At 67.7% G+C, this 26,494-nt stretch carries 26 protein-coding genes; 18 read left to right on the forward strand and 8 right to left on the reverse strand.

Translation table 11 applies throughout. From position 1 onward, the window contains the following. The first annotated feature begins 21 nt into the window (after positions 1-21). The 6 genes from OSB52_RS19225 to OSB52_RS19250 all read left to right on the forward strand — a co-directional run bounded on the left by OSB52_RS19225 (position 22) and on the right by OSB52_RS19250 (position 2,301). Positions 22-336, forward strand: a complete 315-nt coding sequence (locus OSB52_RS19225) for a hypothetical protein (RefSeq protein ID WP_266063128.1) — start codon at positions 22-24, stop codon at positions 334-336. A gap of 73 nt (positions 337-409) precedes the next feature. Next, entirely contained in the window at positions 410-916 is a 507-nt protein-coding gene (locus OSB52_RS19230) for a type II toxin-antitoxin system Phd/YefM family antitoxin (protein ID WP_266063129.1), read from the forward strand. Positions 917-1,015: 99 nt separating this feature from the next. Beyond that, positions 1,016-1,297: a hypothetical protein gene (locus tag OSB52_RS19235; protein WP_266063130.1), complete on the forward strand. Its 282-nt coding sequence runs from the start codon at positions 1,016-1,018 to the stop codon at positions 1,295-1,297. A gap of 45 nt (positions 1,298-1,342) precedes the next feature. After that, on the forward strand, positions 1,343-1,846 hold the full coding sequence (locus OSB52_RS19240) for a hypothetical protein (RefSeq protein WP_266063131.1): 504 nt from the start codon (positions 1,343-1,345) through the stop codon (positions 1,844-1,846). Between the two features lie 42 nt (positions 1,847-1,888). Then, a complete protein-coding gene (locus tag OSB52_RS19245) occupies positions 1,889-2,011 on the forward strand; it encodes a hypothetical protein (RefSeq protein ID WP_266063132.1) in 123 nt (40 codons plus the stop codon). 101 nt (positions 2,012-2,112) lie between these two features. Further along, a complete protein-coding gene (locus OSB52_RS19250) occupies positions 2,113-2,301 on the forward strand; it encodes a hypothetical protein (RefSeq protein WP_266063133.1) in 189 nt (62 codons plus the stop codon). A gap of 390 nt (positions 2,302-2,691) precedes the next feature. Here OSB52_RS19250 and OSB52_RS19255 read toward each other — a convergent pair whose 3' ends face one another. Continuing rightward, entirely contained in the window at positions 2,692-3,570 is an 879-nt protein-coding gene (locus tag OSB52_RS19255) for a winged helix DNA-binding protein (RefSeq protein WP_266063134.1), read from the reverse strand. A gap of 249 nt (positions 3,571-3,819) precedes the next feature. Between OSB52_RS19255 and OSB52_RS19260 the strand changes: the two genes are divergently transcribed. After that, the gene (locus OSB52_RS19260) at positions 3,820-4,488 is read left to right on the forward strand and encodes a type IV toxin-antitoxin system AbiEi family antitoxin domain-containing protein (RefSeq protein ID WP_266063135.1); all 669 of its coding nucleotides are present in this window, start codon (positions 3,820-3,822) and stop codon (positions 4,486-4,488) included. After that, positions 4,488-5,519, forward strand: a complete 1,032-nt coding sequence (locus OSB52_RS19265) for a nucleotidyl transferase AbiEii/AbiGii toxin family protein (RefSeq protein ID WP_266063136.1) — start codon at positions 4,488-4,490, stop codon at positions 5,517-5,519. The genes OSB52_RS19260 and OSB52_RS19265 overlap by 1 nt, the downstream gene beginning before the upstream one ends. Before the next feature lie 4 nt (positions 5,520-5,523). Here OSB52_RS19265 and OSB52_RS19270 read toward each other — a convergent pair whose 3' ends face one another. Continuing rightward, positions 5,524-6,018 (reverse strand): hypothetical protein, encoded by a 495-nt coding sequence (locus OSB52_RS19270; RefSeq protein WP_266063137.1) that lies wholly within the window; start codon positions 6,016-6,018, stop codon positions 5,524-5,526. Between the two features lie 30 nt (positions 6,019-6,048). Then, the gene (locus OSB52_RS19275) at positions 6,049-6,303 is read right to left on the reverse strand and encodes a hypothetical protein (protein ID WP_266063138.1); all 255 of its coding nucleotides are present in this window, start codon (positions 6,301-6,303) and stop codon (positions 6,049-6,051) included. A gap of 116 nt (positions 6,304-6,419) precedes the next feature. On the opposite strand from OSB52_RS19275, the gene OSB52_RS19280 reads away from it, so the two are divergent. The 8 genes from OSB52_RS19280 to OSB52_RS19315 all read left to right on the forward strand — a co-directional run bounded on the left by OSB52_RS19280 (position 6,420) and on the right by OSB52_RS19315 (position 10,358). Further along, on the forward strand, positions 6,420-7,094 hold the full coding sequence (locus OSB52_RS19280) for a DUF6349 family protein (protein ID WP_266063139.1): 675 nt from the start codon (positions 6,420-6,422) through the stop codon (positions 7,092-7,094). Between the two features lie 123 nt (positions 7,095-7,217). Further along, the gene (locus OSB52_RS19285) at positions 7,218-7,466 is read left to right on the forward strand and encodes a helix-turn-helix domain-containing protein (RefSeq protein ID WP_266063140.1); all 249 of its coding nucleotides are present in this window, start codon (positions 7,218-7,220) and stop codon (positions 7,464-7,466) included. Positions 7,467-7,773: 307 nt separating this feature from the next. Then, entirely contained in the window at positions 7,774-8,010 is a 237-nt protein-coding gene (gene nrdH, locus OSB52_RS19290) for a glutaredoxin-like protein NrdH (RefSeq protein WP_266063141.1), read from the forward strand. A gap of 79 nt (positions 8,011-8,089) precedes the next feature. Next, a complete protein-coding gene (locus OSB52_RS19295; protein WP_266063142.1) occupies positions 8,090-8,500 on the forward strand; it encodes a CHAP domain-containing protein in 411 nt (136 codons plus the stop codon). Continuing rightward, the gene (locus OSB52_RS19300; RefSeq protein ID WP_266063143.1) at positions 8,497-8,916 is read left to right on the forward strand and encodes a hypothetical protein; all 420 of its coding nucleotides are present in this window, start codon (positions 8,497-8,499) and stop codon (positions 8,914-8,916) included. Before OSB52_RS19295 ends, OSB52_RS19300 begins: the two co-directional genes overlap by 4 nt. 3 nt (positions 8,917-8,919) lie before the next feature. Next, a complete protein-coding gene (locus OSB52_RS19305; RefSeq protein WP_266063144.1) occupies positions 8,920-9,486 on the forward strand; it encodes a DnaB-like helicase N-terminal domain-containing protein in 567 nt (188 codons plus the stop codon). 21 nt (positions 9,487-9,507) lie between these two features. Then, positions 9,508-9,720, forward strand: a complete 213-nt coding sequence (locus OSB52_RS19310) for a hypothetical protein (protein ID WP_266063145.1) — start codon at positions 9,508-9,510, stop codon at positions 9,718-9,720. Between the two features lie 44 nt (positions 9,721-9,764). Further along, on the forward strand, positions 9,765-10,358 hold the full coding sequence (locus tag OSB52_RS19315) for a thermonuclease family protein (RefSeq protein ID WP_266063146.1): 594 nt from the start codon (positions 9,765-9,767) through the stop codon (positions 10,356-10,358). 414 nt (positions 10,359-10,772) lie between these two features. Here OSB52_RS19315 and OSB52_RS19320 read toward each other — a convergent pair whose 3' ends face one another. Then, positions 10,773-11,348, reverse strand: a complete 576-nt coding sequence (locus tag OSB52_RS19320) for a hypothetical protein (RefSeq protein WP_266063147.1) — start codon at positions 11,346-11,348, stop codon at positions 10,773-10,775. A 17-nt stretch (positions 11,349-11,365) separates the two neighbouring features. Beyond that, positions 11,366-11,842 (reverse strand): hypothetical protein, encoded by a 477-nt coding sequence (locus tag OSB52_RS19325; protein ID WP_266063148.1) that lies wholly within the window; start codon positions 11,840-11,842, stop codon positions 11,366-11,368. A 258-nt stretch (positions 11,843-12,100) separates the two neighbouring features. Between OSB52_RS19325 and OSB52_RS19330 the strand changes: the two genes are divergently transcribed. Both OSB52_RS19330 and mobF read left to right on the forward strand, forming a co-directional pair. Then, positions 12,101-12,442, forward strand: coding sequence for a hypothetical protein (locus tag OSB52_RS19330; RefSeq protein WP_266063149.1), 342 nt, complete (start codon positions 12,101-12,103; stop codon positions 12,440-12,442). A gap of 5 nt (positions 12,443-12,447) precedes the next feature. Further along, positions 12,448-18,642 (forward strand): MobF family relaxase, encoded by a 6,195-nt coding sequence (mobF, locus tag OSB52_RS25050; protein ID WP_266063150.1) that lies wholly within the window; start codon positions 12,448-12,450, stop codon positions 18,640-18,642. Between the two features lie 178 nt (positions 18,643-18,820). On the opposite strand, the gene OSB52_RS19340 is transcribed toward mobF, so the two are convergent. From OSB52_RS19340 to OSB52_RS19350, 3 genes are all read right to left on the reverse strand, one after another. Continuing rightward, positions 18,821-19,348: a hypothetical protein gene (locus tag OSB52_RS19340; RefSeq protein ID WP_266063151.1), complete on the reverse strand. Its 528-nt coding sequence runs from the start codon at positions 19,346-19,348 to the stop codon at positions 18,821-18,823. Between the two features lie 649 nt (positions 19,349-19,997). Next, a complete protein-coding gene (locus OSB52_RS19345) occupies positions 19,998-20,414 on the reverse strand; it encodes a hypothetical protein (RefSeq protein ID WP_266063152.1) in 417 nt (138 codons plus the stop codon). A 348-nt stretch (positions 20,415-20,762) separates the two neighbouring features. Then, positions 20,763-26,471: a helicase-like domain-containing protein gene (locus OSB52_RS19350; protein WP_266063153.1), complete on the reverse strand. Its 5,709-nt coding sequence runs from the start codon at positions 26,469-26,471 to the stop codon at positions 20,763-20,765. Positions 26,472-26,494: the final 23 nt, after the last annotated feature.

Consider the following 26,494-nt stretch of genomic DNA (forward strand, 5'->3'; position numbering starts at 1 on the left):
TCAGGTGCAATGATCAGAATCATGAACGTACTTATCGCGCGCTACACGATGATCTGGCGCAGAACGGCGGCCGAGCGACCCGCGGTCCGCATGTATCACCGCGCAGTTCTGGTCCTGATCATGGCGGTGCCCTTTGCTGCGATCGGGCTGGCCATGACCGCCGTTCCGGGGCAAACGACGCTGCCTGAGGCAATCAGGGTGACCATCGCCGAGGTGACGCTCATCCCTGTGTCGGTAGCTGCGCTGCTGCTCACAGTGGCGACGGTCTACTTATTGATCGACCTGGCCCTCCCACGCCGGGAGCGCTTGGGTCCGCGGGACATTGAGAACATCTGACAAGCGTTCTTCGAGCTGCCCACCAGAAGTGACATCATCAATCGGGCAGCAGCTGTGAGGCAGGAACGCTGAAGTGGTCAGCTATCCGGTTTTTCAAGGCATGGACACCATGAACATCAGTGAAGCCCGGAGCGCGCTCTCCGAGACCGTGCGAACAGTCTTCGAAAGGGGAAAGACGTTGGGAATAAACGTGAATGGCCGGACGCAGGCCATGCTCGCACCACCGACGCATACCAACCGCGACCTCGGCGCATGGTTCGAAGCGGCGAGGTCGGTGCCCAGTCACCAGCTGCCTAGCCCGCTTGACCAGCACGCCGTCGACGACGGAGGGGTTGGCGCATGCCTGTGGATTCACGCCACCTCCGGAGCCATGATTGCTGCTATACCTACCGGCCGATGGGATACGCCAGGTGCCCATTTCGCCTTCTACTACAGCCACCCAGGACTGCCGCGCGCACTGCACCTCGACGGGTGGACATACGCGTTAGCGGCATGGCACAACCGGAGTGCCGCCGGATATGACGAACGCCGCAAGGAAGTACTTGAGCTATTCCGCGAACGAGCTCCACGAGCCAACTGACGAAAGCGCCGTCAGCGAGCAGAGGTGTCGGTAGCTCGTGCTAGTACTTCGGAAGAACCGGTTCTACCACCACCACGCCTCAGGAGAACGACGAAGCAGATGCAGCTTCCAGCCCCGCACAGCGTGCTCACTCCACGTCACCTCGCCGACCTGCTGCGCGCGGACAACCGACGTCGCGGCCGAATCACCTCACGCGGTCGCCGAAACGCCACGGAACGACATGCGCTCTACCAACGCCTCGCTGCCGCGGTCGACGCCAAGCCAGACGACGTCGACCTCGCCGACCACGTTCTCCGACTCTGGAGCCGCGATCAGCCGTGGCCCAGGTCCCGGCGCACACGAACGTTCACCATCACGCCTGCCTGCGAACGGGCCCACTGAGACACGTCCGGCGGCGACGCACACCATCGAGAGGAACCGCCGCAGATGTGGGCATACCAATTCATCGCTATCGGAATGCTGCTCGCCGCAGTCTTACTCCTCGTCAGCGCATCCCTACTTCCCTACCACCGACATCTGCTGCGCCCTCTGGCAGGTCTACTGGGCATCTTGGCTGTCGCGGTATCGGTAAACGGAGCTGCCGCCACGTTTGTGTCTGAAAAGTACGGCGTGGCCGCGGCGGTCCTGGTCGCCGTGGCCGCCACGCTATTCTCCGTGGCGGCTGTCAGCGTGCTTGGACTGTTCGGCGTCTGGTCGGAGCTTGAGGACCTGTTCGGCGGTCGTTCCTTCACGCTTTTCACTATTGTCGGAGTGCTCGTCGCCGGCATCGTGGCAACGTTCGCGGACTCCCTCATCGACGGCCAGCGTTTGAGAACCGTTGCCTATGCCGTCATCTACTTCTCGGTCATCGCGGGCATGCTCAGTGCCGCCTTGTGGCGCCGCCGACGACCAGGACGCCGCGGACCTCGCCACCGCCCGCACACCACGTGACCAGAGGCCGGGCATGATGCAGAACACGGAGAACGATCAAAGATGAACGAGCACGAGCGCCGCGTCGCCGCGATCGAACAGCTTTCGCGCGACATAGAGCAGTACGAACGCGCCGATCAGAGCGAGCTCAAGCCCTGGCACAACGACTATTTCCCTTTCTGCTGATCGTTGCCACCACCCTCACCAGCCGCGACACCACCGCCCTGCTGGCCACCCACTGGCGCGACGCCCTCGCCGACATCCCGCTGGAAGACTGCTTCTTCCGCATGATGACCCCGCACGAGGTCGGCCGCGGCTGCGGATTCGACCCCGACTTCGGCGACCAGAAAGGCACCTTCACCGTCTGGGGCAAAGGCCGCGACCAGATCGACGGCTACGGCAACGCCGTCACCCCACCCGTCCCGCTGTGGATCGGCACCCGCCTACGCGAAGTCCTCCACCCCACCAGCGGATGACAACGACAACAACCCCGGCGAGGAAGTTCCCTCGCTGGGGCTGTCGGACCGCTGAGCTGATGTGCCCCGCCGATCGGTGTGCGCCACGGCGACGTACCGAGACGGCAGGTCGTCTCATTCAGGAAATACCGCCATCACAGCGACGTGGGTCGAGGGGGTGGATAAAATGGAGACCAGGACGCCACTGCAATGACGTCCTGGTCTCCCGGTGTGGGGATTTAATTGTTCGTGAAGCAGCGGACGATGAAGTCGGCGGCGGCCTTGGCGATGTGGATGCAGATTGAGAGTTTGATCCACTTCTCCGGGGTCGTTCGCTTGTTCCAAGAAGGTTCGTTCATCGGATTTCCTCCTTTCCTAGTTCGTAGGGTCCCGTTCTTCCGGGTCGGTTGATCAGGCGTCGACCGAGGGCGTGTCGCCTGACGTGTCGGTGTCCTCGACGGCCGGCGCGCGGGAGGGGAGGGCGAAGTCGCCGATGACCTGGTAGTGGTTCGTCCACGTCCGCCCGTCGGGTGCGGCGGGCGCCTTGCGCCAGTGCCCCTGCTTCGTGATGACGCCGAGGTCCTCGAGTCGGCGTAGCCCTCGTTCGGCGGTGTCGGCGGACCAGCCGTACCAGAGCTGCATCTTCTCCGTCGGTAGGTCCACCCCTTCGGGCGGTTCGTGGAGGAGGGTGAGGAGCATCGCCAGGGCGGGTAGGTCCAGCTTCCCCAGCCAGTCGGCGTCGCGGTCCCACAGGCACGTCGACAGTCGGAGATAGCGGTCGCGTCCACGGAGATCCTCCCGAGTGAACGGTTCTCCTGATCCGTCAGGCCGCAGGAGGGTGATCCGGACAGCCCGGTCGGTTCCGCGGCGCGCGCGCGTAATCAGGGAGCGGTCCTCGAGACGCTTGAACGTCTTGGACATCGCCGCCCCGGTAGTCGAGCGAGACGACGTTGTTTCGCCGACCCCTAGCGCTCGCGCCCACACTGGCAGCGGGTAGGCCGCGCTCCAGCCGTCCTCGCCATCCCCGCTGGTGATCGCGGCATTCGCAAGCAGGTACGCGTGCAGGCCCCGGGCGTCGGAACCCTTGACGAACTTGGCAAGTGGGCCAGCCCGTGACGTCCCTTTCGGCACCGCGTCGCGCGGAGTCTGAACGAAGACCTTGTGGATCGGGACGTAGCCCCGGTCGAACGAGCCGGATCGCCGTAAAATGTGTTCGAGAGTGTCCCACCGATCGGCAGGTCCCTCATCAGGGATTGTTCCGGTTGAGTCCGGCTGTTGTGTGCGCTGCATGGAACCATTATGCGCCGATCCTGCACGCGGAGCCAACCGCATCAACCCATTTAATTTTTCCCCTGTAGCGGGTGTATGCGAGTACTCATGCGATCACCTGTGCGATGACCGCTGAGAGGACTCGTGGGAATGCACCTGCCGGTGAACCGTCCAGCGACCGCTTCCGGCTGCGCTTCTTCCGCGCTCCTGCGCACTTCAGCGGCAATGTGCGATCAAATCACTCAATCGCCGATTTGCTAATATTGCTGCATGATCGACGCTGACCTGTGGGGCGCGATTCGCGACCTGGCGGATCGCCAGTTCGGCCTGTTCACCACCGCCCAGGCCCGTCACCTCGGCGTCGCGCCGTACGTCCTGGCTCGTTTTGCGGCGCGCCAGGCCATCGGCCGGGTCCACCACGGCGTCTACGAGCTTCCCGAGTCCTCGGCCTGGACGACCTTCGGTGATTGGGCGGCACAGTGGTTGGCGCTCCACCCGGCCGCCGACATCGAGGAACGCCGCGCCCGCCCAGACAGCGTGGTGAGCCATGCCGCCGCTGCCCAGGTGCTGCGATTGGGCACGATCACCGCATCCGGGCTTGAGCTGAGCAGCCCGCACCGCATCAACGTCCGCGACCCGTCGGTGCACACCTGGCGCCGGCCGATCGGGTACCGCGGCCGCGACTGGGACCTCGTCGACGGACTGCCGGTGACCACCCCCGCACGCACCGTGGCCGACCTGCTGCTCACCCACGGCGACGGCGGGCACATTGGGACCACGCTGCACACCTGTCTGATCGAATCGCTGGTCGACGCCGACGAGCTGATCGCGGCGTGCGATCGGGCCGCGCCGCGGTGGAAGTACGCCTCCGGCGCTGAGCTGTTCACCTCGTTGCTCGATCAAGCTCAGATGCCGACCGAGCCGGTGTTGGTCGGCTGATGCCGTATGCGTCCGAAGAGGCGTTCCGCGCCGGGCTGAAAGCCCGCCTGTCCGCTCAAGCTCGCACGAGCAGGTTCAGTCGCGACGAGCTCGCGCAGACCGTGACCCTCCAGTTGTTCCTGGCCCGGCTGTTCCGCTCCCCCGACGCCGACCAGTGGATCCTCACCGGCGGTACCGCCCTGCAATTTCGGGCGCCGACCCAAGCCCGTCCCACCACCGACGCCGACCTGGCCACCCGCCTCGATGCCGAACACATGCAACACTCGCTGCGCCAGGCCGCCCACCCCGGACCCGGCGACTTCGGCGAGTTCGACATCACGATCACCGCGACCCGCAGCCCAGGATTGTTCGCCGGACGTATCCGCTACAACATTGCCGGACAACGATTCTCCGACGCCACACTCGACCTCGCCACCCACCGGGAGATGCTGCTACCGCCCGAGACGATCAGCCCGCACCCGATGCTCGCGCTCGACGAACTCGACCCCATGCCCGTGATCCGGATGCAAGCCGCCGCCGAAGCAGTCGCCGACAAAGTCGCCGCGCTCTATGAGCTGCACGGCACCCACGGCGACAGCCCCTCCACCCGTGCCCACGATCTGGTCGACCTCGTCATCCTCGCCCGCACCCAGACCTTCGACGCCGAACAGCTCCACACCGCGATCCGCCACCAAGAACACCGCCGCGACCTGACGATCCCGGTGCCGTTGGTGCTACCCAACCCGACCTGGGAGCGCGACTACCCAGAGCGCGCCGCTCACAGCGGGTTGCCGGCGCACCTGCACCAGGCCGCCGCCGCGCTCACGGCCGCCAACAGCCTCATCGAACCGATCCTGACGGGCGCGACCGGGAACGGCCAGTGGAACCCCGACGACGGTATGTGGACCTCGGAGAGGCCACGTTCGATCGGAGAACTGCTCAGCGACACCCGCGCCCCACGCTCGGCGACCCGCACACCGGCACCCGAGACATCCAGTGAGACGTCGGCGCCGAGGGTGGAACGTTCCCGCGATCACGGACCCGAGTTGTAGGCCCTTACGTCTCCTGGCGGTAGATCGGGCAGCCACACGAGGCGTTGCAGGCGAAGCTCCAGGTGGGGTGGGCTGCGTGGGTGTGTACTCCCCAGGGGTGCCCGCATACGCAGTCGGGGAAGAACTGGCGGTCCCAGCGGTCACAGAGGTCCTCGACGGTCAGTGTCCCCGATGGGTAGTCCACGGCGCCACGGAAGCCGACACACTGGTATCTCGACCAGGTGGGGTCGACGTCGACCGGACAGCCGAGGTAGCCGAGGTCGTGGTTGATAACCAGCCCGTAGTCGAAGGTGTTCTCCCCGCAGCGTCCACACCAGTCCTCACCGGTTGGTACGGGTTGGCCGTCGGGTCGACCGGCGCGACGCTGCTCCCACAGCTGGCGCAGGGTCGCGACCTCGGCCTCGAGGCGACGTTGCTCTTCGATGCGCTCGGCGGTGCCGTCGAGCAAATCGAGGAGGTTGATGTCGTTGTCGTGGTCGGACGATGTGCGCCGCGTCATGGGGGCCTCTCAGATGACGTCGTGGGGGTGTCAGTCGGCGGCGTAGAGCGCCGTGCGGGTCAGGGATAGGCATTCGCGGTTCTCGTCATCGGCCAGGACGATCCCGATACCGGTGGTGAGGATCTCGGCGAGACCGAGTGCCCACCTCGACCAGGTCAGATCGACCATGGCGTGCACGTGCTCGATGGGCACCAGCTCGGCCTGTCCGGTCTGAAGCACGCTGGTGGCGCGGATGATCTCACGCGCGCTCGGACTCGCGACGATGTTGCTGTAGCTCCACGACATCGAGGCTCCTTGTGGCCGAATGTTGCTGTGATGGCGCATGTTCCGACTTTTTGGCTTGACACACCGATGCACCTTATAGGGTTCACACTATGCACCCTATAGAGTACAGTCAAGCCATGACCGCAACCAGACTCCCGACGGCGCCGACCGCGCCGTCCTCGCGTGGCCTGCAACTCGACATGTTCGCCGAGGCGGCGCGCGATGAGCGTGTGCACGCCGAGCGCACGACCGGTGTTCCTAGCTTGTATGCGTTGCAGTGCAACACGATTGCTGACTACCAGCACGCGATGGCGCAGTGGAGCAAGGCATGGCCTGATCTCGCCTGTCTGCGCGACTCGCACGGCTGGCACGTCGCGATCGGTGAGTACGCGAGCAGCCGCGAACCGACCGACACGTGCATCCCGATCACCCTGCAAACTGACCTCCGATGCAACCGGACCTCGCACCGCGGCTGCCTGTGCGTGGGTGATCTGGTCTCGCGCAGCTTCTGCCGAGGTTGCGGCTGGCACTCGGAGGTCGTCGACGACGACACCGACGCGGCACTGCTGGGCCTGGATCACTGCTTCCCGGGATGGCGCGAGGACCCGATCGTGCCCTCGGCGCCCTACGACGACGGCCCCAAGCGCCGTACCCGCCTCAACTGGGAGACAACCGTCACCGAGCTGCACGCCTCGGATCGCCCCCAGGGGTACCCGATGATCACCCGCCGCGGACCGCACGGGTGGCGTGCGGTGCCAGGCCGATCGCTGTGGGGAGGCTACGACGTCGCCGCCGAAACCCTCGGCCGATGACCGACACCGCCGATCGCGCCGTGCCCGACCCGTCGGCCCGGGCACGGCACGCACTCGCCCCTCCCTGGCTCTGGCAAGCTCGACACCACACGACCATCGACCGCCCCCGAGAGGCCCGAATCCATGTCGAGCGACCCGTCCGAAATCAGCGTCGACGAGACCGCCGTCATGTCCGCCGTCGGAGCAGCGATCGTCGCCCGCCGTGCCGAACTCAAGATCAGCCAGCAAGCCCTGGCCCGCACCGTCGGCACCAGCCGGACCTTCCTGCGCGGCATCGAGGCGGGCGAGCGCGCACCGACCGTGGTCACCCTCACCCGGATAGCCCGCGCCCTGCACACCACCCCCAGCGCACTCATCACCACCATCCGCTGACCCGGCGGCGCCACACCCGGCGGCGCTGACGGGCCCGCCGGGCGAGGGCCGCAGCCCTCTTGCCCACCGGCGCAGTCACTACACCTTCCGCGCCATTCGAGATGTGTTTCTGTGCGCTTTCCGTGGCGCTTTCTGAACGCATAAAAGAATCCTCGAATAGAGGAGTAGATAGGCTTTCGACTGACCCCTAACAGCAGGTCAGTACGCATTTACGTGGATCATGAAATACGTTGTAGCCCTTGCGTATACAGCCATTAGTGTATAGAATAGAAGAAAGAAAACAGCCACTCAGGAAAGAGTTTCGGAAATGACCGTCACCGTGTACACAAAGCCCGCGTGCGTTCAGTGCCACGCCACATACAAGGCGTTGGACAAGCAGGGCCTGGCCTATCAGGTGGTCGACATCAGTGCCGACGACGACGCTCGCGACTACGTGATGAGCCTGGGCTACCTGCAGGCGCCGGTCGTGGTGATCGACGACGGCCAGCAGTCATGGAGCGGATTCCGTCCCGACCGGGTGAAGGCGCTCGCCACCGCAGCCTGACCCGCCAGCCCCCCAGAAACGGGTGTCGCATTTGCCGTCGACGACACCCAACCCGCAACGCCGAACAAGGAGACCCAGGATGAGCCGTCCATCCACCGCCACCAACGACCACGCCCAGTGGACCTTCGGTGGCCTCGCGATCGCCACTGACAACGCCTCACTGTGGGCAACCCAAGCCGCAGCGGATGATCCCGCCGACACCTCCGCACCCCAGGTGCAGGCCACGCTCGCCGACGTCGAGGGCGATCTCGTCGTCTCCATCGCCGTTCCCGCCGGCCTCAGCTTCGTGGCCAACGTCGACGACGGCGTCATCCAGATCACCATGGCCAACATCCATGCGGACTGCTGCCAGAGGTGCGGGGAACACTTCAGCGATCCGCACGCACCGGAGTGCGAGATCGGCGCCGCCGAAGAGACTGCGCTCGCCGCCCAGGACGACACCGCCATGCTCGCCGCCCTCGAGGCCCGCGCCGAACGGCGGCTGCGATGAGCTACACCCTCGACGCGGCCCTCGCCGACATCACGGCCACCACCGGGCTGGTGTTCACCCGCACCACCTTCGGCCCGCAGCGCAGCGGGCACCTCGCCTACACCCGCACGCGCGAGGGCGTGGTGATGATCGACAACGACTGGCAGGCACTCACCGACAACGGCGCCGGCGTCTTCGTGCCGAGCAACCCGCACCGCCCGCCGGTCCACCCGATCGTCATCGCCGTCTACAAAGACGGTGACCTTAACTGCTGCCCGCTCGCGGAAGTATCCACCCGCCGCGCCGACATTGCCGTGCTTCCCCACCTGCTCGACCAGGCCCTCGAACTGGCCGACCGCGCCCGCCGGGAGCACAGCCACCTCGACCATGACTACGACGGCCGCGGCGACACCCAACGATGCCGCCAGGTGAGCTGACCCATGCCCGTCGAGACCCCATCGGACCCGTCGGTGAGCGCCGCCCACCATGACGCGGTGGCGCTCGCCGACGGCCCCGGGTGGGCCAGCGACACCGGCCACGCAGAGGTCCTGTTCCTCTCGGCGGTGCTGTGGGCCACGCCAGCCCACCACGACAACCTCACCGCCATCGTCGGCCTGGTCTGCGCCGAGGACTTCTACGTGCCCGCCCACGGCGAACTGTTCACGATCATCGCCGAGCTCATCGCCGACGGCGCACGCCGCGCGCACGACCCCACCACCGTCGCCCACGAACTACGCCGCCAAGGACGCGCGGCCACCCTCGGCGCCGAGCACCTCACCCGTGCGCTCGTCGCGGCGACCTCCGCCGGCGCCGACGGCATCCAGGCCCGCCACTACGCAGCGATGGTCGTCGCCGATGCCTACCGCCGCCGCTACCGCGCCGCCGGAGACGGCATCACCCACGCCGCCGACCACCTCCCCGAGGCCGAACTGTGGGACTACATATGCGCCCACGGCATCGCCTTGCGCGAGCACCGCACCCGCCTGTCCGCCCTACGCCCGAACTGACACACCGAAAGGAACACCGCCATGCCCACCGACACCGACATCCGATACCCGGCTGCCGATCTGGCCAAGCTCCACGCCGACGCCTACACCCTGCGCCACATCGACAACCTCACCTGGGACCAAGTCGCCGCCACACTCGACGAACCCGTGGCCGTGGTCAAGGACTGGGCACAGACCTACATCGACCGCACCGACGCCGCCGCCGCCGAACAGCAGATGTCGCTGTTCGACTGACCCCTGCCCGCACCGACCCTCGTCGCCTCGTTCGGAGCCCGCCCATGCGCACCCTCGCCCGTTTCGTCTCCCGCACCGTGCTGCGCCTCGCGCTGCTCGCCGCGCTCGTCGTGGCGGCCTTCGCGGCCCTCAGTGGCGTCGTCGACGCACTCCCCGCACCCGGCGACCTCTGGACACGGGCTACCTCTGTTGCTGCACCGTCGCGACCATCAGCCGACACCACGCCCGCCGTGGTCACTCGCGTCGTCGACGGCGACACGATCGTCGTCGCCACCGACACCGATCCCGACCTCACCGTGCGTCTGCTCGGCATCGACACCCCCGAGGTCCGCAAACCCCACACCCCGGTCCAGCCGTGCGGCCCGCAAGCCAGCGACCGCACCCGCGCACTCGCCGCCCCCGGCACCGCCGTACGCCTCGAGTACGACCCCACCCAAGACCACACCGACCGCTACGGCCGCGCCCTGGCCTACGTCTGGATCGGCGATACCATGCTTAACCACACACTCGTCGCCGAAGGGTGGGCACGCACCTACGTCTACAACCACCAACCCGGACGCCACGCCAACACCCTCGACGCCGCCCAACGCGACGCCCAGGCGGCCCGAGCCGGCGTTTGGGGCCAGTGCCCGCGATAGCCGATCCTCAGGCGTGCACAGGGTCGGGAGCACGCAGCGGTGCAGTCATGGTGATCCACCGACCGGTCCGGCCCCGATGCGTCACCGCGCGCGATCACGCACGCCGCGACGACACCCAGAACGCCGTCGCGTAGCCCGCGCAGACGTTGCAGACGGCGTGAGCCAACGCGAACCCGATCACGAGCCGGTAGTCGGCAGCCTCCTCGGCACGCGGCCGCGTATGCCGCAAGCTGCGACCACGATCGCACCGATGCGTAAAACGTTGAACCGCCAACGCCCGGTCACTACCGGCGGGTCGGTTGGCCTGAGTTCGAGCATCGGAGTCTCCATCTGGGATCGGGAGGATGACGGCAAGGCGCGGTGACGATCCCCTCGCGTGAGCGCCGTGCACTAACACAAGGCGGGTGTCAGTTTTCAGAACAGGCCGAGCTGATCGGCAGGTGTGGACGGCACCGGTTGGAACAGCCGGTGCGCCTGGTCGGGGTCGCCGCCGTCGCGCAGGTAGGTGCGCAGCATGACCGAACGCGCGGCGCGGTCGATGGCGGTGGTTGGTCGTGATCCGCGGTGGCGGCCGAGGCCGACGGCGTAGGTGAGGTTGTTGGTTTGGGTGCCGATGCGTACGTGGGCGGAATCGACGCGCACGCAGAGCGGTTCGTTGCAGTAGTGCTCGCCGATGTCGGCGGCGTCGGTACCGAGGTCGGGGTGTACCAGCAGCAGCGCGAAACGGTGCGCGCTGATCGCTCGTTGACGGTTGTTTCGGCGGAAGGTGAATCGGCCGTATCCGTCGGGGGAGCTGACCGCACCGATCCAGTACCAGCAGCCACGGGGTGTGAGGACGACGTGCTGCCAGAAGTGTTGCTCGGCGCGAGCATCGGGCGTCAGCGTCGGGTCGGTGACCACACCCGGCGACGGTGTCGCGGTGCCGGCCGCACGGTGGGTGGCCGGCACCGCGAACAGGCCCAGTTGATCATGGTCAGGGTCGACACTCATGGCCGAACCGTAGAACCCTAGGCCGACATCACCGCGGGATCAGATGGCTCGGTGCGGCTCTCATCGGTGGCCGCGTCCGGAGTGGCCGGGGCCGGTGTCTGCTCCTGGCTCGAGGTGGCCTTTTTCGTCGCGACGGACAGGCCCGCCTCACGCAGCAGCGTCTTGGCTTTCGCGGCACTGATCTCCACGAGATCGGCCGCGCCACTAACACTTCCTACTCGCTCGGCGATCGCGGCAAGTGCGGTGGCTTTCGCCTTCGCTGATCGCTCGGTGATCACTCGCAGTTCTGCTTCGGCAGCGGCGAGTTCGGAGTCGGCTTGTAGGAACTCGGCGATGTTGGCCTCGTTGGCTTCCATCACCCTCAACTCAGCTTCGAGTTTGCGTTCGAGTTTCTCGCGTTCCGCGGCTCGGCGCGCCTCCAACGCCCCGAGCGTTCGTTTGCGCGCAGCAGCGCGCGCCTGACTGGCAGTGAGTTTTGAATTGTTCGACGGCATACCGGACACGATAACGCCGGCCCACGCCCACTCGCCACCGCCACACGCGGCTTCTCGGTGCGCACTTCACCGCCCCTCCCCTTCCGATCGCCCTCCGTTCCCGCCCTCCCCATTCCGTTCATTCCGCCCTCACCTGCATCAACACCCCCGATCGCCCCCATGACGCAAACCGCACCCCGAACGCCAAATCCTTCCCACTCCCACACACCTCTTGCATTCTGGATTCGTCCGACGAAATTAATGTGCCAGAATGCAGCCATGGCCGGTGCCGGGACGTGCGATCACTGCGGTGACGTGCTGCCCGGAGACGGCGCACCGCGACGCGGACGGCCGCGCCGGTGGTGCTCGACGGACTGCCGCCGCGCGGCATGGGTCCGCCGCCACGACCGGCCCGCCGCGACCGGGATGACCGCCCAGGATGCGGTCGCCCAGGTGCTGGACTCCCCAACCGCCACAGCCGAACTCCTCGCGGGCTTGACCGCGCGGATCGAGGGTGGCGACGAGGTCGCCAGCGGGGTCATCGCCGAGCTGGTCCGGGCGCACCGCGCGAGCGTCCACGTGGTGGCCCGCACCAACGAGTTGCGCCCGTTCCGGCGGTGACCTGAGTGACCGCGACCATCCATAAACTGACCGCCGGCGACGGGTATGAGTACCTGACGAAATCCGTTGCGGCGATGGACGCCACCGACAAAGGGCGGGTCTCCCTCGCCGACTACTACAGCGCCAAAGGCGACTCGCCGGGGCAGTGGATCGGCTCCGGTCTGGCCGGATTGGCCGACGTCGGATCAGGTCTCGAGGTCGCCGACGAGCTCGCCGAGGCGCGCACCATCGAGGCCGGGTCGATGGTGTCGGCGGCGCAGATGAAGGCCCTGTTCGGTGAGGGCCGCCACCCCAACGCCACCGCGATCGAGCAGCACGCCGTGGCGTCCTCGGACTGCCGCACCGCCCAGGCGTTGGCGGCGACGAAACTGGGCAACGCCTACGCCGTCTACGACGAATATCCGGAGTTCCTACAGGAACTCGCGGTGGTGTTCCGCGACCACAACCTCGCCCGCGGGCAACGTTGGGATGCGGTCATCGACGACGACACCCGGGCGGCGTTGCGCACCGAGTTGGGCCGCGAACGATTCACGAAAACCTACCGTCGCCCGCCGCGGGATTCGCGCGAACTCTCAGGGTTCATCGCCCAGGAAAGCCGCCGGCGTCAATCGGCCGTGGCCGGGTACGACATGACGTTCAGCCCGGTGAAATCGGTGTCGGCGTTGTGGGCCGTTGCGCCGCTACCGATGGCCGAGAAGATCGAGGCCGCCCACCGCCAGGCGGTCGCCGATGCACTGGCGTTCATCGAACGCGAAGCGTGCCTGTCGCGGTTGGGAACCGACGGCATCGCCCAGGTCGACACCGACGGTTTGATCGCCGCGGCGTTCACCCACCGCGACTCCCGTGCCGGTGACCCGGACCTGCACACCCACGTCGCCATCTCTAACAAGGTGCGGGTGCGCGACGCCGCCGGGATCACCCGATGGATGGCCCTGGACGGCACCCCGTTGTTCAAGGCCACCGTGTCCGCGTCGGAGGTGTACAACTCGCGCATCGAGCTGTATCTCCAGCGCGACCTCGGGGTGTCGTTCAGCGAACGCCCACAGGCCGATGCACGCAAACGCCCCGTCCGTGAGATCGACGGTGTCGCCACCGAACTGATGGCCCAGTGGTCGTCGCGGCGCGCGGCGATCGAAGACCGTCTCGGCGAGCTGTCGCAGCAATTTCACGCCGATCACGGCCGCGAACCCACCACCGGTGAGGCGTTCGATCTGGCCCAACAAGCCACCCTGGAAACCCGCGACGCCAAGCACGAACCCCGCTCGTATGCCGAGCAGCGCCACGCCTGGCGCGACCAAGCGCGCCGCGTCCTCGGCAGCGATCGCGCGATCAGTGACCTCGTGCACGAGGCCACCCATCCACACTCGCGCACCCGTGAGCACCCGGAGTTCACCGACGAGTTGTGCACCGAGCTCGCCGCCAATTGCATCGAGACCATCTCGGCCACGCGCGCCCGCTGGCAGCGTCCGCATCTGCGTGCCGAAGCCGAACGCCAACTGCGCGCCCGCGACTTCGCCGGCATCACCGACACCGACGAACTCGCTGTCGCCGTGGAGCGCATCGTCGACACCGCACTGGCCGCCGACACCAGCGTCGCGGTGTCCTCTGACGCCCTCGACGGAGACCTGGACGAACCGGAGGTGTTGCGTCGCGCGAACGGCGAATCAGTGTTCGTGCGCCACGATGTCGCCCTGCACACCAGTACCGACATCCTCGCCGCCGAACACCGGATCGTGGCCGCCGCCAAGCGCTCCGACGGCCGCCGCCTCGACGAGACCACCGTCGACATCGCATTGCTCGAGCAAGCCGCCAACGGCCGCGAACTCAACGCCGGCCAAGCCGCCATGGTCCGCGAACTGGCGACCTCCGGGCGCCGCGTGCAACTGGTCCTCGCGCCAGCCGGTACCGGTAAGACCACCGCCATGCGCACCCTCGCACGGGCGTGGACCGACAGCGGCGGCACCCTCATCGGCCTGGCCCCCACCGCCGCCGCAGCTGCGGTGCTGCGCGAGGAACTCAACACCGCCACCGACACCGCCGCCAAACTCGTTCAACTCGCCGAAGCCCGCCGCGACCGAGCCCTGGCCGCGACCCCGCACACACGCACCGTCGGTAATCCTGAGCTCGCCGCGAGAGTGGCCGCGGCCAAGGAGAAGCTGGCCGACCCTGCCTATGTCGCGCCCAAGGAACCGGACTGGTTCACCCGTATCGGACCCGACACCCTCGTCGTCGTCGACGAGGCCGGAATGGCCTCGACAGCCGATCTCGATGAGGTGATCCGGTGCATCGTCGGCCGCGGCGGCAGTGTGCGGCTGGTCGGTGACGACCAACAGCTCGCCTCGATCTCGGCGGGCGGTGTGCTGCGCGACGTCGCCCACGAAACCGGGGCGCTCACCCTGAGCCAGGTGGTGCGGTTCTCCGACGCCGCCGAAGGTGCGGCGTCGCTGGCCCTGCGTGACGGCGACCCCGCCGCCCTCGGTTTCTACGCCGACCACGCACGCATCCACGTCGAGTCCGACGCCGTGGCCACCGACGACGCCTACCAGGCCTGGTTGGGCGACCGCGCCGCCGGACGCGACACCGTCATGCTCGCCGCCACCCGCGACACCGTCAACGCACTTAACGAACGCGCCCGCTCCGACCGTCTCGCCGGCATCGACCCCCACCTCCGCGGCCCCGAGCTGCGCCTGTCCGATGGGTTGGCCGCCAGCGTCGGCGACATCATCAGCACCCGCAGCAACCGCCGCGATCTGCGCCTGTCGACCACCGATTGGGTCCGCAACGGAGACCGCTGGCGGGTCACCCACATCGGCGCCGACGGCGCCCTGACCGCCCAACATCTCGACCTCAACCGGCATGTGCAGCTACCCGCCGACTACGTCGCCGAACACACCACCCTCGGCTACGCCTCCACCATCCACGCCGCCCAGGGCATGACCGCCGACACCTGCCACGTCATCGGCTCCGACGCCCTGGACCGACAGCTGCTCTACGTCGCGATGACACGCGGCCGCCACGGCAACCACATCTACCTACCCACCACCGAAACCGACCCGCACAACGCCACCACCCCTAAAGCCCGCCACCCCCAGACCGGGCTGGAAACCCTCGCTGCGATCCTCGGCCGCGACGGCACCCAACAGTCGGCGACCACCGCCCAACGCGAAGCCGCCGACCCGTTCCGGCGCCTGGCCCGCGCTGCGGCCGCCTACGACCACGCCCTCGGTGCCGCCGCCGAACACACCCTCGGCGCCAAGGCGATGCGCGACCTCGAACACGACGCCGACGCCCTCTACAGCACCCACACCGGCACCCCCGCAGGCACGCTCACCGCGTGCGCGGCCTGGCCCACCCTGCGCACCCACCTCGCGACCCTGGCCCTCGGTGGCGACGACCCGATCACGCGCCTACAGGCAGCGATCACCCACCGCGAACTGGGCACCGCCGCCGACCCGGCCGCCGTGCTCGACTGGCGCCTGGACCCCACCCAGCAACACTCCGCCGGGGGCGGGCCCCTGCCCTGGCTGGCCCGCATCCCCGCCGGATTTGACGACCCCCAGTGGACGCCGTACCTCACCCGGCGCGACGCCCTTGTCACCGACCTCGCCGCCACGGTCACCGACCAGGCGACCGCCTGGGACACCACCACCGCCCCGATGTGGGCGCGTCCGCTGCTCCTCGCAGACACCGAACGCGGCGGCGAGCTCGTCGCCGAACTCGCCGTGTTCCGTGCCGCCCGCGGCGTCGACGACACCGACCGCCGCCCCGCCGGACCGCGCCCGGACTCCATTGCCCTGGCGCGGCGTCACGCCGCGCTGACCGAACGCGCCGACGCCCTGGTCACCACCACCGCCGACGCTGCCCGCTACGCCGACCTCGCCCGCGACCTCGACCCCCACCTCCTCGCCGACCCGTACTGGCCCGAACTCGCCGACCACCTGTCGCTGGCCGCCCGCGCCGGCCTCGACGTGCACACCTTGGCCCGCGACGCTCTCGCCGACAACCCGCTGCCCACCGAGATGCCCGCCGCCGCACTGTGGTGGCGCCTGTCCGGGCAGTTGGCTCCTGCTGCGGCCGAAGCCACCAACACCGGCCTGCGCCCGGACTGGGCAGACGCTCTCGTCGGGATCGTCGGGGACCGGGCCGCCGAAGCGATCCTCACCGACCGGGCCTGGCCCGCACTCGTGGCCGCGGTCAGCGCCGCCGACCCCGCCCAGTGGACTCCCCACGAGCTACTCGACCTCGCCGACACCCTGCTCCACAGCGGCGCCGACGACGACCACACTGTCCGGCTCGACGAGTACGCCCGCCTGCTCACCTGGCGGATCGAACTGCTCGTCACCCACAGCAGCCACGCCACCGACACCACCCCACTACCGCCGACCCCGCCCACCCCCGAAGACGAAGCAGCCGCCGAAGCAGCCGCCGAAGCCGCCGGACTGTCCGACCCCTGGGCTTCGGTCCCTTCCAGCGGTCCCGCCGCCGACCACGAGCTCGTCGTCGACGAGGACTACCTCGCCGCGCTCACCGCCACCGAACCACCACCTGAACCCGGCGTCGACGACCTCGACGTCGAGGAGTTGGACCGCTACGAGGACCTTGACTTCGACGAGTTCGCCGCCGACGTGGTCTCTGCACCCGATCGGTTCGCTGCGCCGTCCGACCTCGCCGAATGCATCGCGCTGCGCTACGAACTCACCGCCCAAATCACCGAACTCGACGCCGACGTGATGCAGCTACGCGACGCGATCAACACCGGCACCAGCGCCCACCAGCAAGCCATGGCACCGCACGTCCTGGCGTTGCGCGCTGCTGCCGACCACCAATTCGCCGCAGCCACCGACACCGCAGGTCACCATCACGACCTGATGATGGCCGAACAACTCATCGAAGACCTCACCAACCAGGCAGCCGCCCTGCGCCGCACCGCCGCTCAACTGCGCGCAGCCGACACCACCGACCTCGACCCCCTCAGTGACGACGAAGCACCCGGCCTCGCCGCCCTACGCGCCGAGGCCGACGCCACCGCCCTGGACTGGCGCATCACCGCCGCGACCGTCGACCGCGACGCCCTCACCACCGTCTACGACGACGCGAACGCCCGCCTCGAGACGGCGGTCGCCGAATCCGGCGGTGTGCGCGTCACCGACACCGACGTCGAACTCGCGCGCCTACAAGCCATCGAACTCGACGAACTCAACCTCGCTGACCTCCGCGCCCGCCGCGCCGACCTCACCACCCGCATCTACCGAATCGACAACCGACTCAACCACGTCCACGCCCTCACCCACACCGCTCACCACCACCGCGACACCTACCTCATGCCCACCACCGCCACCGGGCCCGGCGCCACCACCGACGCGGTCGCCCTGTCGGCAACCCACCCCGCCACCGAAGTCACCGCCACCGCGGTCGCCGAACCAGCGGCCAACACCGAACTACGCGACTGGCTCCACCAGGACCCGCTCCGCGTCATGAGCGACGACCAGCTCACCGCGCACCTACGCACCCTCACCCGCCGCCACACCCTCGCAGTCGACGACCTGCGGACCAGCCGACCAGCACCTGAGCGGACGCCGCGGGTGCGCGCCGACCACGCCGAACTCGCCGACACTGTCGACCGCATCACTACCGCCCGCACCGCCCGCCACGCCCTGGCCGCTGCCGCCGCCCGGGTCACTGAGGCGCGCGCCGAGTTGGCGGGACTGCCGCCGGCCGGGCGTGGCCGCAAAGCGCGCGCCGAGCACGACCAACATCACCAGCGCCTCGCCGAGGCGGTCGCCGCGGCCGAGCGCCAGCATGAGTACCTCGCCGCCGCCCACGAACAGACCCGCAGGGCCGTTGGTGTCCCCGAACACCAATGGGACGAACTGACCGCCCGCGCCGCCGACACCACCACACTCGCAAGCGAACTGGCCGCCGCCGAGCAGGCCGACACCCGTGCCCGCCAGCTCGCACAGAAGGCCATCGACAACCGCGACGCCGCAGCCACCGCCATCGCTCACGCCCGAGCCGAAGTAGCCCGCCGCGACACGCTTCCGGCCGAACAACGTGCCGCCGAAGACATCATCCGGGATCTGATCGCACCCACGGGTGGCCGCGATACCTCCACGACAGCCGAACCGCCGGCCTCTGCTCCTCGCCCCCGCGCCCTACCGCCGGAGCGGGATTACGGCCAGGACCGTGGCATCGGCGACTAAGCAGCAGGCCGTTGGTAACCAGGCGGCTAAGCTAAGTCGTTGCGGCCAATCGTTACGGCTAGTGATGCGCAGGACCGTGAGATTGAACGTCCGCCACGAACATGGGCAAGTTCGGGTTTCGACGACGGCCATCTCGCGCTTACCGGGTCCGCGCGACCGTAGGTATCCGACACACGAGCTACGTCCGGCGGCCGCGCCGCCATCGTCCGCGCACGGGTGGTGACGGTTGTTCGCTCGGGCCACCATCGAGGAGCTCCTCAATCCGCTGCACGAAGAGCTCGGGCAGCCGCTCGACCCCCTCCGCCGCCAGATCGAGGGTGGCAGCATTGTCGAACCACTCACGTGGAAGCTCGCCGATCTTGTCCGCACGTGTTCCCGTAAGCCGCTCAAGGGCGTTCAGTGATGTAACGGCAGAGTCCGGGTCAGTGAGCAGGCTTGGCCACTCGGTAGCAATCGTCGAGGCTGCCCACTCGTGTGCCGGGTCGCTCGCCGCTACCCCGAAGGTATGCAGCAGGCGTAGATATCGTCTGGTCCGCTTCCGCTGTGCCCCGTCCAACTCAGCGTCGAATGGCCCGAAAACAGGTGTGACCTCGGCGAGCACACACGGGACGTCGAGTGCTGCCAGCGCGGCCAGGCGGTGATTACCGTTGACGCTCACGACGTAGACCCATCCAGCGTCGGGGCCTGCGTCCCATCCCTCGATCATGAGCCCGGCTCCATTCGTCGCTGGGGCGTCAAAGAGCCTGTCGAGTCCGGCTGGGGCTCCACGCTCGGTTTGGATGCGTTGGGCCAGTTGGGCAACTGCCCCGATTCCCGCGCCGGATCGGTCGCTGGATACATCGTGGATGAACGACTGCGTTCCCGGCCGCATGAGGAGGATGCGTCGGGGGTCGACCCACGCCATGATTCGGGAGTTTGCGGGATCGACAGATCGTACGGTGGTACCCCGGCTTGGGAAGTGGGGCCGGGGCCGCTGCGTGAATGCTGTGACTTTCTCGACCAGCTCGGAGTGACTAAGCGGCTGGAGAGACCGTAAGTGCTCGATGAGCAATGCTGCTCCGCCATGGGGTCTTCCACCGAGCAGTGTCAGCGGCGCTGCACCCTGCTGCCGTAAAAGATCTCGTGTTTTGGCGATCTCTTCGTCCGATGCACGATCGGAGTACAACTCGTCGGGGTCATAATCGTCGGGCTCCCAACGTGACTGCTCACTTTCGGCCGTCACGAGTACCTCCCTGGTGAAGCGTTTAGTGTGATGATCCCTCGATCCGAGACGCACGCCTCGGTGGGTGCTATTCGCCGATCTGGACGGTTGCGGCTTCGTCGGGTGCGGAGCCCTGCGTGACCCTTTTGTGTGGTCAGCGGATTTTACGTAGGTAGACGTCGCCGGTGGGGACGCCGCCGGCGAACAAGACACCTTTGTAGCCGTGTGGTGTCTTGCGTAGTTCGATGCGGGAGTACCAGTGCGCGACTGGGTCACCGGCGATCGAGACGATGCCGCCGTTGCGTGTTTGGGTGATGTGGCTGTTGGTGGCATTCCATGGCCCGACGCCGTAGATGTCTTGGAACAGACGGTTGCCGATCACTCGCGCGTTGGATTCCGGGTAGGGGATGACGCCGTACATGACCAGCTGGTACTTATATCGGCCGTCGTCGATCTTCGCGTACGCTTGTCCACTACCGAGGCCGAGACCAGTGGCGAGGCCGGCGGTGATGAGAAGTCCGGCGACGATGGTCTTGACGGCGGTGGAGAGCCGAGCTGTGTGCAAAGGCATGAAGTCACGTCCTGTTCGGTATCGGTTGCTGGTGATGGGTGCGCGGGTTTGGCGGTTCGCTTCTATCACGAACCCGGGACAGGCGTGGCCGGCGACGCTGGTCGCGCGTAGCGAGCCACGCCTGTCCGGTGGGGTCACCGCCGCGGGGTGGGCTTGTGCTCCTGGGGGCCAGGTGATCTTGACGCGGCCGGTTCTTGTCAGCGGTTGCCCCTTGTCGTCGAGTCACGTCCGAGGCGGCCTGCTCGAGATCAGCTCCGGCCGGGCCGAGAACCGCATCGGCGGGGGTGCGACAGCGAGCTCGCACCCGCCAACGCCTGCGTCTGAGCGCGGTGAACGCCACTGCTGTACTCACAGGTCCAGGTCCAGGTCCGGGTCGCGGTGGGGCTGTGTCCCGTCATCGAGCGGGTCGTGGGGCGGGGGCTGCGAACCGGTGTTCTCTGTGCGTTCTGCCTCTGGTGGGGGTCGGGTGTCGGCGAGTAGTGTTCCGACTCCCGGGTCTGCTGTGGTGGTGTCCTTCTCGGCCTGGTAGAGCTCTGCTTGGTGTTGGTGGGAGCGTTTCATCACGGCGACATAGTCGGCGGCATGGTCGAGTCCTGCTTCTCCGACCATGACCGGTGTCGGGTTGAGTTCCAGGCTCCAGCCGGGTTCACGACCGGCGCTACGCATCCGTTCCTCGGCAGCCTGGCGGGCGGCGACCGCTTCCTCGGACTGTTGGGCCCGTTCGATCTCCATCCGCAGTTGCCGCAGCCGAACCTGTTTGGTCTGCAACTCATCCGCCCGGGCGAGCGGTGCGTCGATACGCGGAGCATTGACCTCGACTTCACGGCGGTAGCTGGCGATGTCAGCGACCAGTTGAGCACGGGTGTCGTCGAGCCCGGTGTACAGGTTCTCCAGACGGGTAGCGAGCCCGGATGCGGTCGCGGTGCGCCGCTCGGCGGTGGTGAACACCTGGGAAGCGTCGAGAGTGAACCCGGGCCGCCCCGGGCAATCGAGCCACACATGGACCTTGTCCTGGGCGAACTCGCGCGAAGCGTGCGCCTGAAGTCCCGACGGTATCGACGCGATCGGCATGGACTGCTTCATGCCGGCACCTTTGAGCTCGTGGTAGACCGCCGTCACCCGCGACAACAGCGCCTCGGACCGCTCCGGACGCTTCGATAGAGGACGGGCACCGGTGACGACGAACTGCTTACCGGCATCAATCCACTCCTGATGACCGGCCAGCAGAACGTCGAGTTTCTCGATGCTTTCTTCGAGTCGTGGGATGGCCCGGTCGGCGGCGGCCACGACCCGCCGCGCGTGGGAGCGGGAGTCGGCGTGGGCGCTGGCCAGTGCGGACAGGCTTTTCACCTCGTCTTCCAGGGTGGCCATCTCGAGGAACCGTTCGTCGCCGGTGGCAGCGGCTTTGGTCGCCGCGGCCGCCTCAGACAGTGAGTCGTCGGCGATGTCGTCGACTTCGGCGACGTCGTCGAGCTGGCCGCGTTTGGCCTGTTCGATGAACGCTGCCTTGGACTCGACTTTCGACCACATGACGGTGTCGGTGGTGCCTGCGGTGACGTAGTTCAGAATCTCGATCCGCGGATTCTGGTTGCCCTGGCGGATGATCCGGCCTTCGCGTTGTTCGAGATCGGCGGGTCGCCATGGCACGTCCATGTGGTGTAGACCGATGAGGCGGCCTTGGACGTTCATGCCGGTGCCCATCTTCGAGGTCGATCCGACCAGCACCGCGATCCGACCGGCACGGCAGTCGGCCTGCAACGCCAGTTTCTGCGAGGGTGACTTGGCGTCGTGGATGAACGCGATCTTCTCCGCGGGCACCTGATGCTGCTCGACGAGAAGGTCTTTGAGGTTGGAGTACACTGACGGGCCGTCGGGCTGCGGGGTGCCGCGATCGCAGAACACCAGCTGCAACGCCCCGCGGATCGGGGACCGCTCCCCTTCCTCGGTGAGGTAGTCGTTGTCGGCGGTGGCGTGGTAGATGCGGGCGACCTGTTCGGCCACGGCATCGGCGCGGGTGTTTCCCGGATCCGGTTCGAGGTTGGCCAGCGCCGGGTCGAGAGCGACGTTGCGGCCGTCGTTGAGGATCTTGAGCACGTTGTCGATGTCGGCGCGTCGCGGGTCGAGATTGTCGGCCCGGTAGTCGAGGTCGGCGATGAAGTCTTGCCGTTCCTGGCCGGGTGTGCTGGTGATGATCTGCCGCCCGTCATGGGTGGGCAGATTGGCTGGGACTTGTTCACGGACCACGACGTCGGTGTACTGGGCGGCCATCGCGAACATCTCCTTGGGGTTTGCGAACGCCGACACCTTCGACACGACACGCAGTTTGGTGCCGGTGGCGTTGGGGATCGTCTCTGAGCGGGTCGCGGTGAACGACGCCGCCCAGTCGGTGATCGAGCGGACCCCGGCCACCTCCAGCACATCCGGGCGCAGGTATTGCTGCATCACCCACGACTCGGCCAGCGAGTTCGCGATCGGAGTTCCGGTGGCGAACGTCGCGACCCGTTCAGCCCCTGGGGTGATGATCCGCCCGGCCGCGACCGCCTGGTGTTGGCGGCGTTCACGCAGGTAGTCCAGCTTCAATGACAGGTCCTCGGCCTTGTTCGACCCGGTCAGTGACAGCGAGTCGATCGTGCACTGGCGGCCCTTGTTTTTGTACTCGTGGGCCTCGTCGACGAACAGATAGTCCGCGCCGGTGTCTTCGAACAACACCCCGTGGTCCTTCTTGGCCTGATCGGTTGCGGCGTCGAGTCGTTTCTGGAGCTGCTTCTTTGCCTGTTCGATCTTCTTGACCGTTGCCTGGGTCATGTCGCCTGCGCTCGCGGACAATTCGGCGTCGAGTTCGGCGAGCTGGCCGGCGATGTAGTCGACACGGCGCTGGGGGTGGACCCGGATCGCGGAGAACACCGAGGCTGGGATGATGACCATGTCCCAGTCGCTGGTCGCGGTCTGGGCGGCGAACACGCGGCGGTCCTCAGGCGACATGCCTTTGCGTCCCACGAGCACGTTCGCTGCGGGGTACCACATCTTCACTTCGCGGCCGAACTGCTCGATGAGGTGGGTGGGCACCACGATCCACGGCTGATTGACCAGGCCGCGGCGTTTGAGCTCCATCGCCGACATGAACATCGTGCCGGTCTTGCCCGCGCCGACCACGTGATCGAGCAGCACGGTCGGCTCGGCGAGAATTCGCGCTACCGCATCGCGTTGGTAGGGGTGCGGCTCGAACACCGGGGACAGACCGGGCAATGCCAGCCGTGATCCGTCGTGCTCGGGGCGGACCCAGGTGTTGAAGCGGCGGTTCCATTCGGCGACGAGGCGGTCGCGGCGCTCATCATCCGACCACAGCCACGACCGGAACTCGGTGGTGATCTTCTCGGCTTGGACCTGGGCGAGGATAGTGGCCTGGGCATCGACTTCCGGTGCCCCCTCTTCCTGCGCCGGCCCCGAGTTCTTGACCACGATCGACCGTTGGTTGAGCAGCATTTCGGTGAGGTCGATCGCATCGAGCGCCTTGTTCTTCCTGTCGGCATTGTCGGCGCCGTACTCGGTGCGCATCAGCGCGCTGTTGCGTTCGTCAGGTGGTACCTCGACGCCCCACGAACCGGCCGCGCGCGTCACTCGGGCACTCGTGGCGCCGAAGGTCTCACGCACGAACGCTTCGTAGTCGCGCGGCTCGATCCAGGTCGGTCCGAGTTTGACTGACCCGATCTGGGAGGGTTGCTTGTCGTCCGGAATCACCTGCGCCAGTGCTTGTGTTAGCTCTGCCCAGTCCCGGTTACCGGGATCGGTGCGGGCAGCTTCGGCGGCGCGGGCGTGTTTGGCGCGCACGTTGCCCGACAACGCTGTGGGCGCGGGTATCAGATCTTCGGGCATGTCGGGGTCGGCGTAGACCAGCCCACGGATGGACTCGCGCGCTTGGGCGGCGGGTTGGTCGAGCAGTTCGGCGACGCGGTCGAGATCGACTCGCCCGCGTTCACCGAGACTGATCGCGACGGCTTCGGCCGGGGTGTCCGCGCGTGACACCGGGACCGGCGCGACGACGACGTCGCGGGAGAACACCGCGGTCTTGCTGACCGTGCCGGTCTGGTCGTCGTAGCGTTCCAACGCCAGCACGCCGGCCATCCCCGGGTCGGCGCGGACCGCCTCGAGATGGGTTTGGCGCCGCGAGGGTGCGCTGACCTGCCATGCCTTCTCATCGAGCTCGGCCGCCACATCCTCGGGCAGCGGGCCGGGATAGTCTGCGCCGTCGGCGTCGCGATTGGCAGTACGCCACTTGCCTTCGAGTTCTGCGAACTTCTTCGCGGCTTCCTCGGCGGTGCGTTCCTTGCCGCCCACCAGCTTCGCCCGGTTCACCGGGCCGTAGGTGTTGAGGTATGCGTCGTAGACCTCGTTGAGGTCCGCGCGCAGCGCGTCACGCTCGGCGCGGCTGCTCTGGGTACGCTGGGCGGCGATCGTGGCCGCGAACAGATCACGCAGCCGCAACAAGTGCCGGGTCTCGGTGGTGCGGGTGGCGGGCACCTTCATCGGTTCGTCGCCGTCGATCCCGCGGCGGGTGAACACCCCGGTGGTCTCGTCGTAGCTGACGTGCCCGATCGGGATGTCCTCGCCGTAGAGGGCGTCGGTGTCGAGGGCGCCGGCGGTGAACTCCATCCCGGCTGTGGCGGTGTCGTCGGAGAGAAACAGTCCGTCGCCGCGTTCCAGTGCGGCGTCGACGATGTTGGTCAGTCGGTCGTCGAGGTCGGCGGCGACATCGCTGCCGGTTTCGGCGGCCACGACGAGCATCCCGTAGCGGTAGAGCCCGCGATCGACACGCATCGTGCCCAGCACATGTTCGGGATGGGTGGTGAAGTAGCGGTTCACCCCGATCTCGGTGGTCTCGCCGGTCCGGTCGGCGAGGGCGACGAGGTCAGAATGCAGCCAGTCGGCGTCCGCAGGTGCGGCGGCGTCGGGTTCCCGGCGGCGGAACACCAAGACGTCGGTGACGACCTGGGTGCCGGCGACGCGTTCGAATGCCGTCGAGGGCAACCGCACCGCGCCGACGAGGTCGGCGACGGCGTGCATGTCGCGGCGCGCCTTGTCCGAGGCGGCATCCAGCGTTCCGGCGGTGGTAATCGCCATGACGTAGCCGCCGGGGGCGGTGAGGTTGAGCGACTTGAGCAAGAAGTGATTGTGGATGCGGTGGCGGGCCGGATTGTGGATCGGGTCGTGCACCGTGAACCCGCCGAACGGCACATTGCCGATCACCGCAGCGAACGAGCCGTCCGGGACGCGGGTGGTCTCGAAACCCTCCAACCGCACCTGGGCGTCGGGGTAGAGCAGATGGGCGATCTGAGCGGTCGTCGGGTCGAGCTCCACCCCCACCATCTGCGCGCCGGGCGGTGCCAGACCGATGAACGTGCCGCTGCCACAACCCGGTTCGAGGACCAGTCCCTCGTCAAACCCAGCGCGAGTCATCGCCGCCCACATCGTCTGGGCGATCGCCGGATCGGTGTAGTGGGCGTTGAGCGTGGAGGCCTTCGCTTGGCGCCACTGCTCCGAATCCAACAGGGCACGCAATTGCTCGCGTTCGGATGCCCACTCCGACTTGGACTCGTCGAAGATGTCGGCCGCGGCACCCCACCCCGACCACCGCGCCAGGACCTCGTGCTCGGCGGGCGTCGCCGGGCGGCCGGTGCGCGCTGTCTCGGTGAGGACCTCGAGTGCGGCGATGTTGGCGCGGGCGCGGGACTTGGCCCCGGAGGGCACCAGCACCGACCCAGGATGGGTGAACCGGGTCGCAGCCACCACCTCGGTCGGTGCCGGGGTGGTGGCCTCGTCGATGGCCGCGACGCTCGACGGCTCCGGTTCCGGTGTCTCCGAGTCGGGGGTGGGGTCGGGTTCGAGGCCGGCCACCACATGGTCGGCCTTGACGTAGACGACCGAGCCGTCCGGGCGGCGCGCCGGGGCGACTCGGGTGCTCGCCCACGCGGTCAGCGGCAACCCCGTCTCGGACTGCGGCACCTGCGGCAGCGCGTCGTCGGCCTTCGGCGGCAGCGGCGTGCCGCCGGGGTCGACCACGGCCGGGTCAGTCGGGATCCGCA

This window comes from Gordonia aquimaris, from assembly GCF_026262595.1.
Classification (GTDB): Bacteria; Actinomycetota; Actinomycetes; order Mycobacteriales; family Mycobacteriaceae; genus Gordonia; species Gordonia tangerina.

Coding starts and splice junctions, on each gene's coding strand:
- OSB52_RS19225 (WP_266063128.1), top strand. CDS start 22: ATGAACGTACTTATCGCGCGCTACACGATGATCTGGCGCAGAACGGCG.
- OSB52_RS19235 (WP_266063130.1), top strand. CDS start 1,016: ATGCAGCTTCCAGCCCCGCACAGCGTGCTCACTCCACGTCACCTCGCC.
- OSB52_RS19240 (WP_266063131.1), top strand. CDS start 1,343: ATGTGGGCATACCAATTCATCGCTATCGGAATGCTGCTCGCCGCAGTC.
- OSB52_RS19245 (WP_266063132.1), top strand. CDS start 1,889: ATGAACGAGCACGAGCGCCGCGTCGCCGCGATCGAACAGCTTTCGCGC.
- OSB52_RS19250 (WP_266063133.1), top strand. CDS start 2,113: ATGATGACCCCGCACGAGGTCGGCCGCGGCTGCGGATTCGACCCCGAC.
- OSB52_RS19255 (WP_266063134.1), bottom strand. CDS start 3,570: ATGCAGCGCACACAACAGCCGGACTCAACCGGAACAATCCCTGATGAG.
- OSB52_RS19260 (WP_266063135.1), top strand. CDS start 3,820: ATGATCGACGCTGACCTGTGGGGCGCGATTCGCGACCTGGCGGATCGC.
- OSB52_RS19265 (WP_266063136.1), top strand. CDS start 4,488: ATGCCGTATGCGTCCGAAGAGGCGTTCCGCGCCGGGCTGAAAGCCCGC.
- OSB52_RS19270 (WP_266063137.1), bottom strand. CDS start 6,018: ATGACGCGGCGCACATCGTCCGACCACGACAACGACATCAACCTCCTC.
- OSB52_RS19275 (WP_266063138.1), bottom strand. CDS start 6,303: ATGTCGTGGAGCTACAGCAACATCGTCGCGAGTCCGAGCGCGCGTGAG.
- OSB52_RS19280 (WP_266063139.1), top strand. CDS start 6,420: ATGACCGCAACCAGACTCCCGACGGCGCCGACCGCGCCGTCCTCGCGT.
- OSB52_RS19285 (WP_266063140.1), top strand. CDS start 7,218: ATGTCGAGCGACCCGTCCGAAATCAGCGTCGACGAGACCGCCGTCATG.
- nrdH (WP_266063141.1), top strand. CDS start 7,774: ATGACCGTCACCGTGTACACAAAGCCCGCGTGCGTTCAGTGCCACGCC.
- OSB52_RS19295 (WP_266063142.1), top strand. CDS start 8,090: ATGAGCCGTCCATCCACCGCCACCAACGACCACGCCCAGTGGACCTTC.
- OSB52_RS19300 (WP_266063143.1), top strand. CDS start 8,497: ATGAGCTACACCCTCGACGCGGCCCTCGCCGACATCACGGCCACCACC.
- OSB52_RS19305 (WP_266063144.1), top strand. CDS start 8,920: ATGCCCGTCGAGACCCCATCGGACCCGTCGGTGAGCGCCGCCCACCAT.
- OSB52_RS19310 (WP_266063145.1), top strand. CDS start 9,508: ATGCCCACCGACACCGACATCCGATACCCGGCTGCCGATCTGGCCAAG.
- OSB52_RS19315 (WP_266063146.1), top strand. CDS start 9,765: ATGCGCACCCTCGCCCGTTTCGTCTCCCGCACCGTGCTGCGCCTCGCG.
- OSB52_RS19320 (WP_266063147.1), bottom strand. CDS start 11,348: ATGAGTGTCGACCCTGACCATGATCAACTGGGCCTGTTCGCGGTGCCG.
- OSB52_RS19325 (WP_266063148.1), bottom strand. CDS start 11,842: ATGCCGTCGAACAATTCAAAACTCACTGCCAGTCAGGCGCGCGCTGCT.
- OSB52_RS19330 (WP_266063149.1), top strand. CDS start 12,101: ATGGCCGGTGCCGGGACGTGCGATCACTGCGGTGACGTGCTGCCCGGA.
- OSB52_RS19340 (WP_266063151.1), bottom strand. CDS start 19,348: ATGATCGAGGGATGGGACGCAGGCCCCGACGCTGGATGGGTCTACGTC.
- OSB52_RS19345 (WP_266063152.1), bottom strand. CDS start 20,414: ATGCCTTTGCACACAGCTCGGCTCTCCACCGCCGTCAAGACCATCGTC.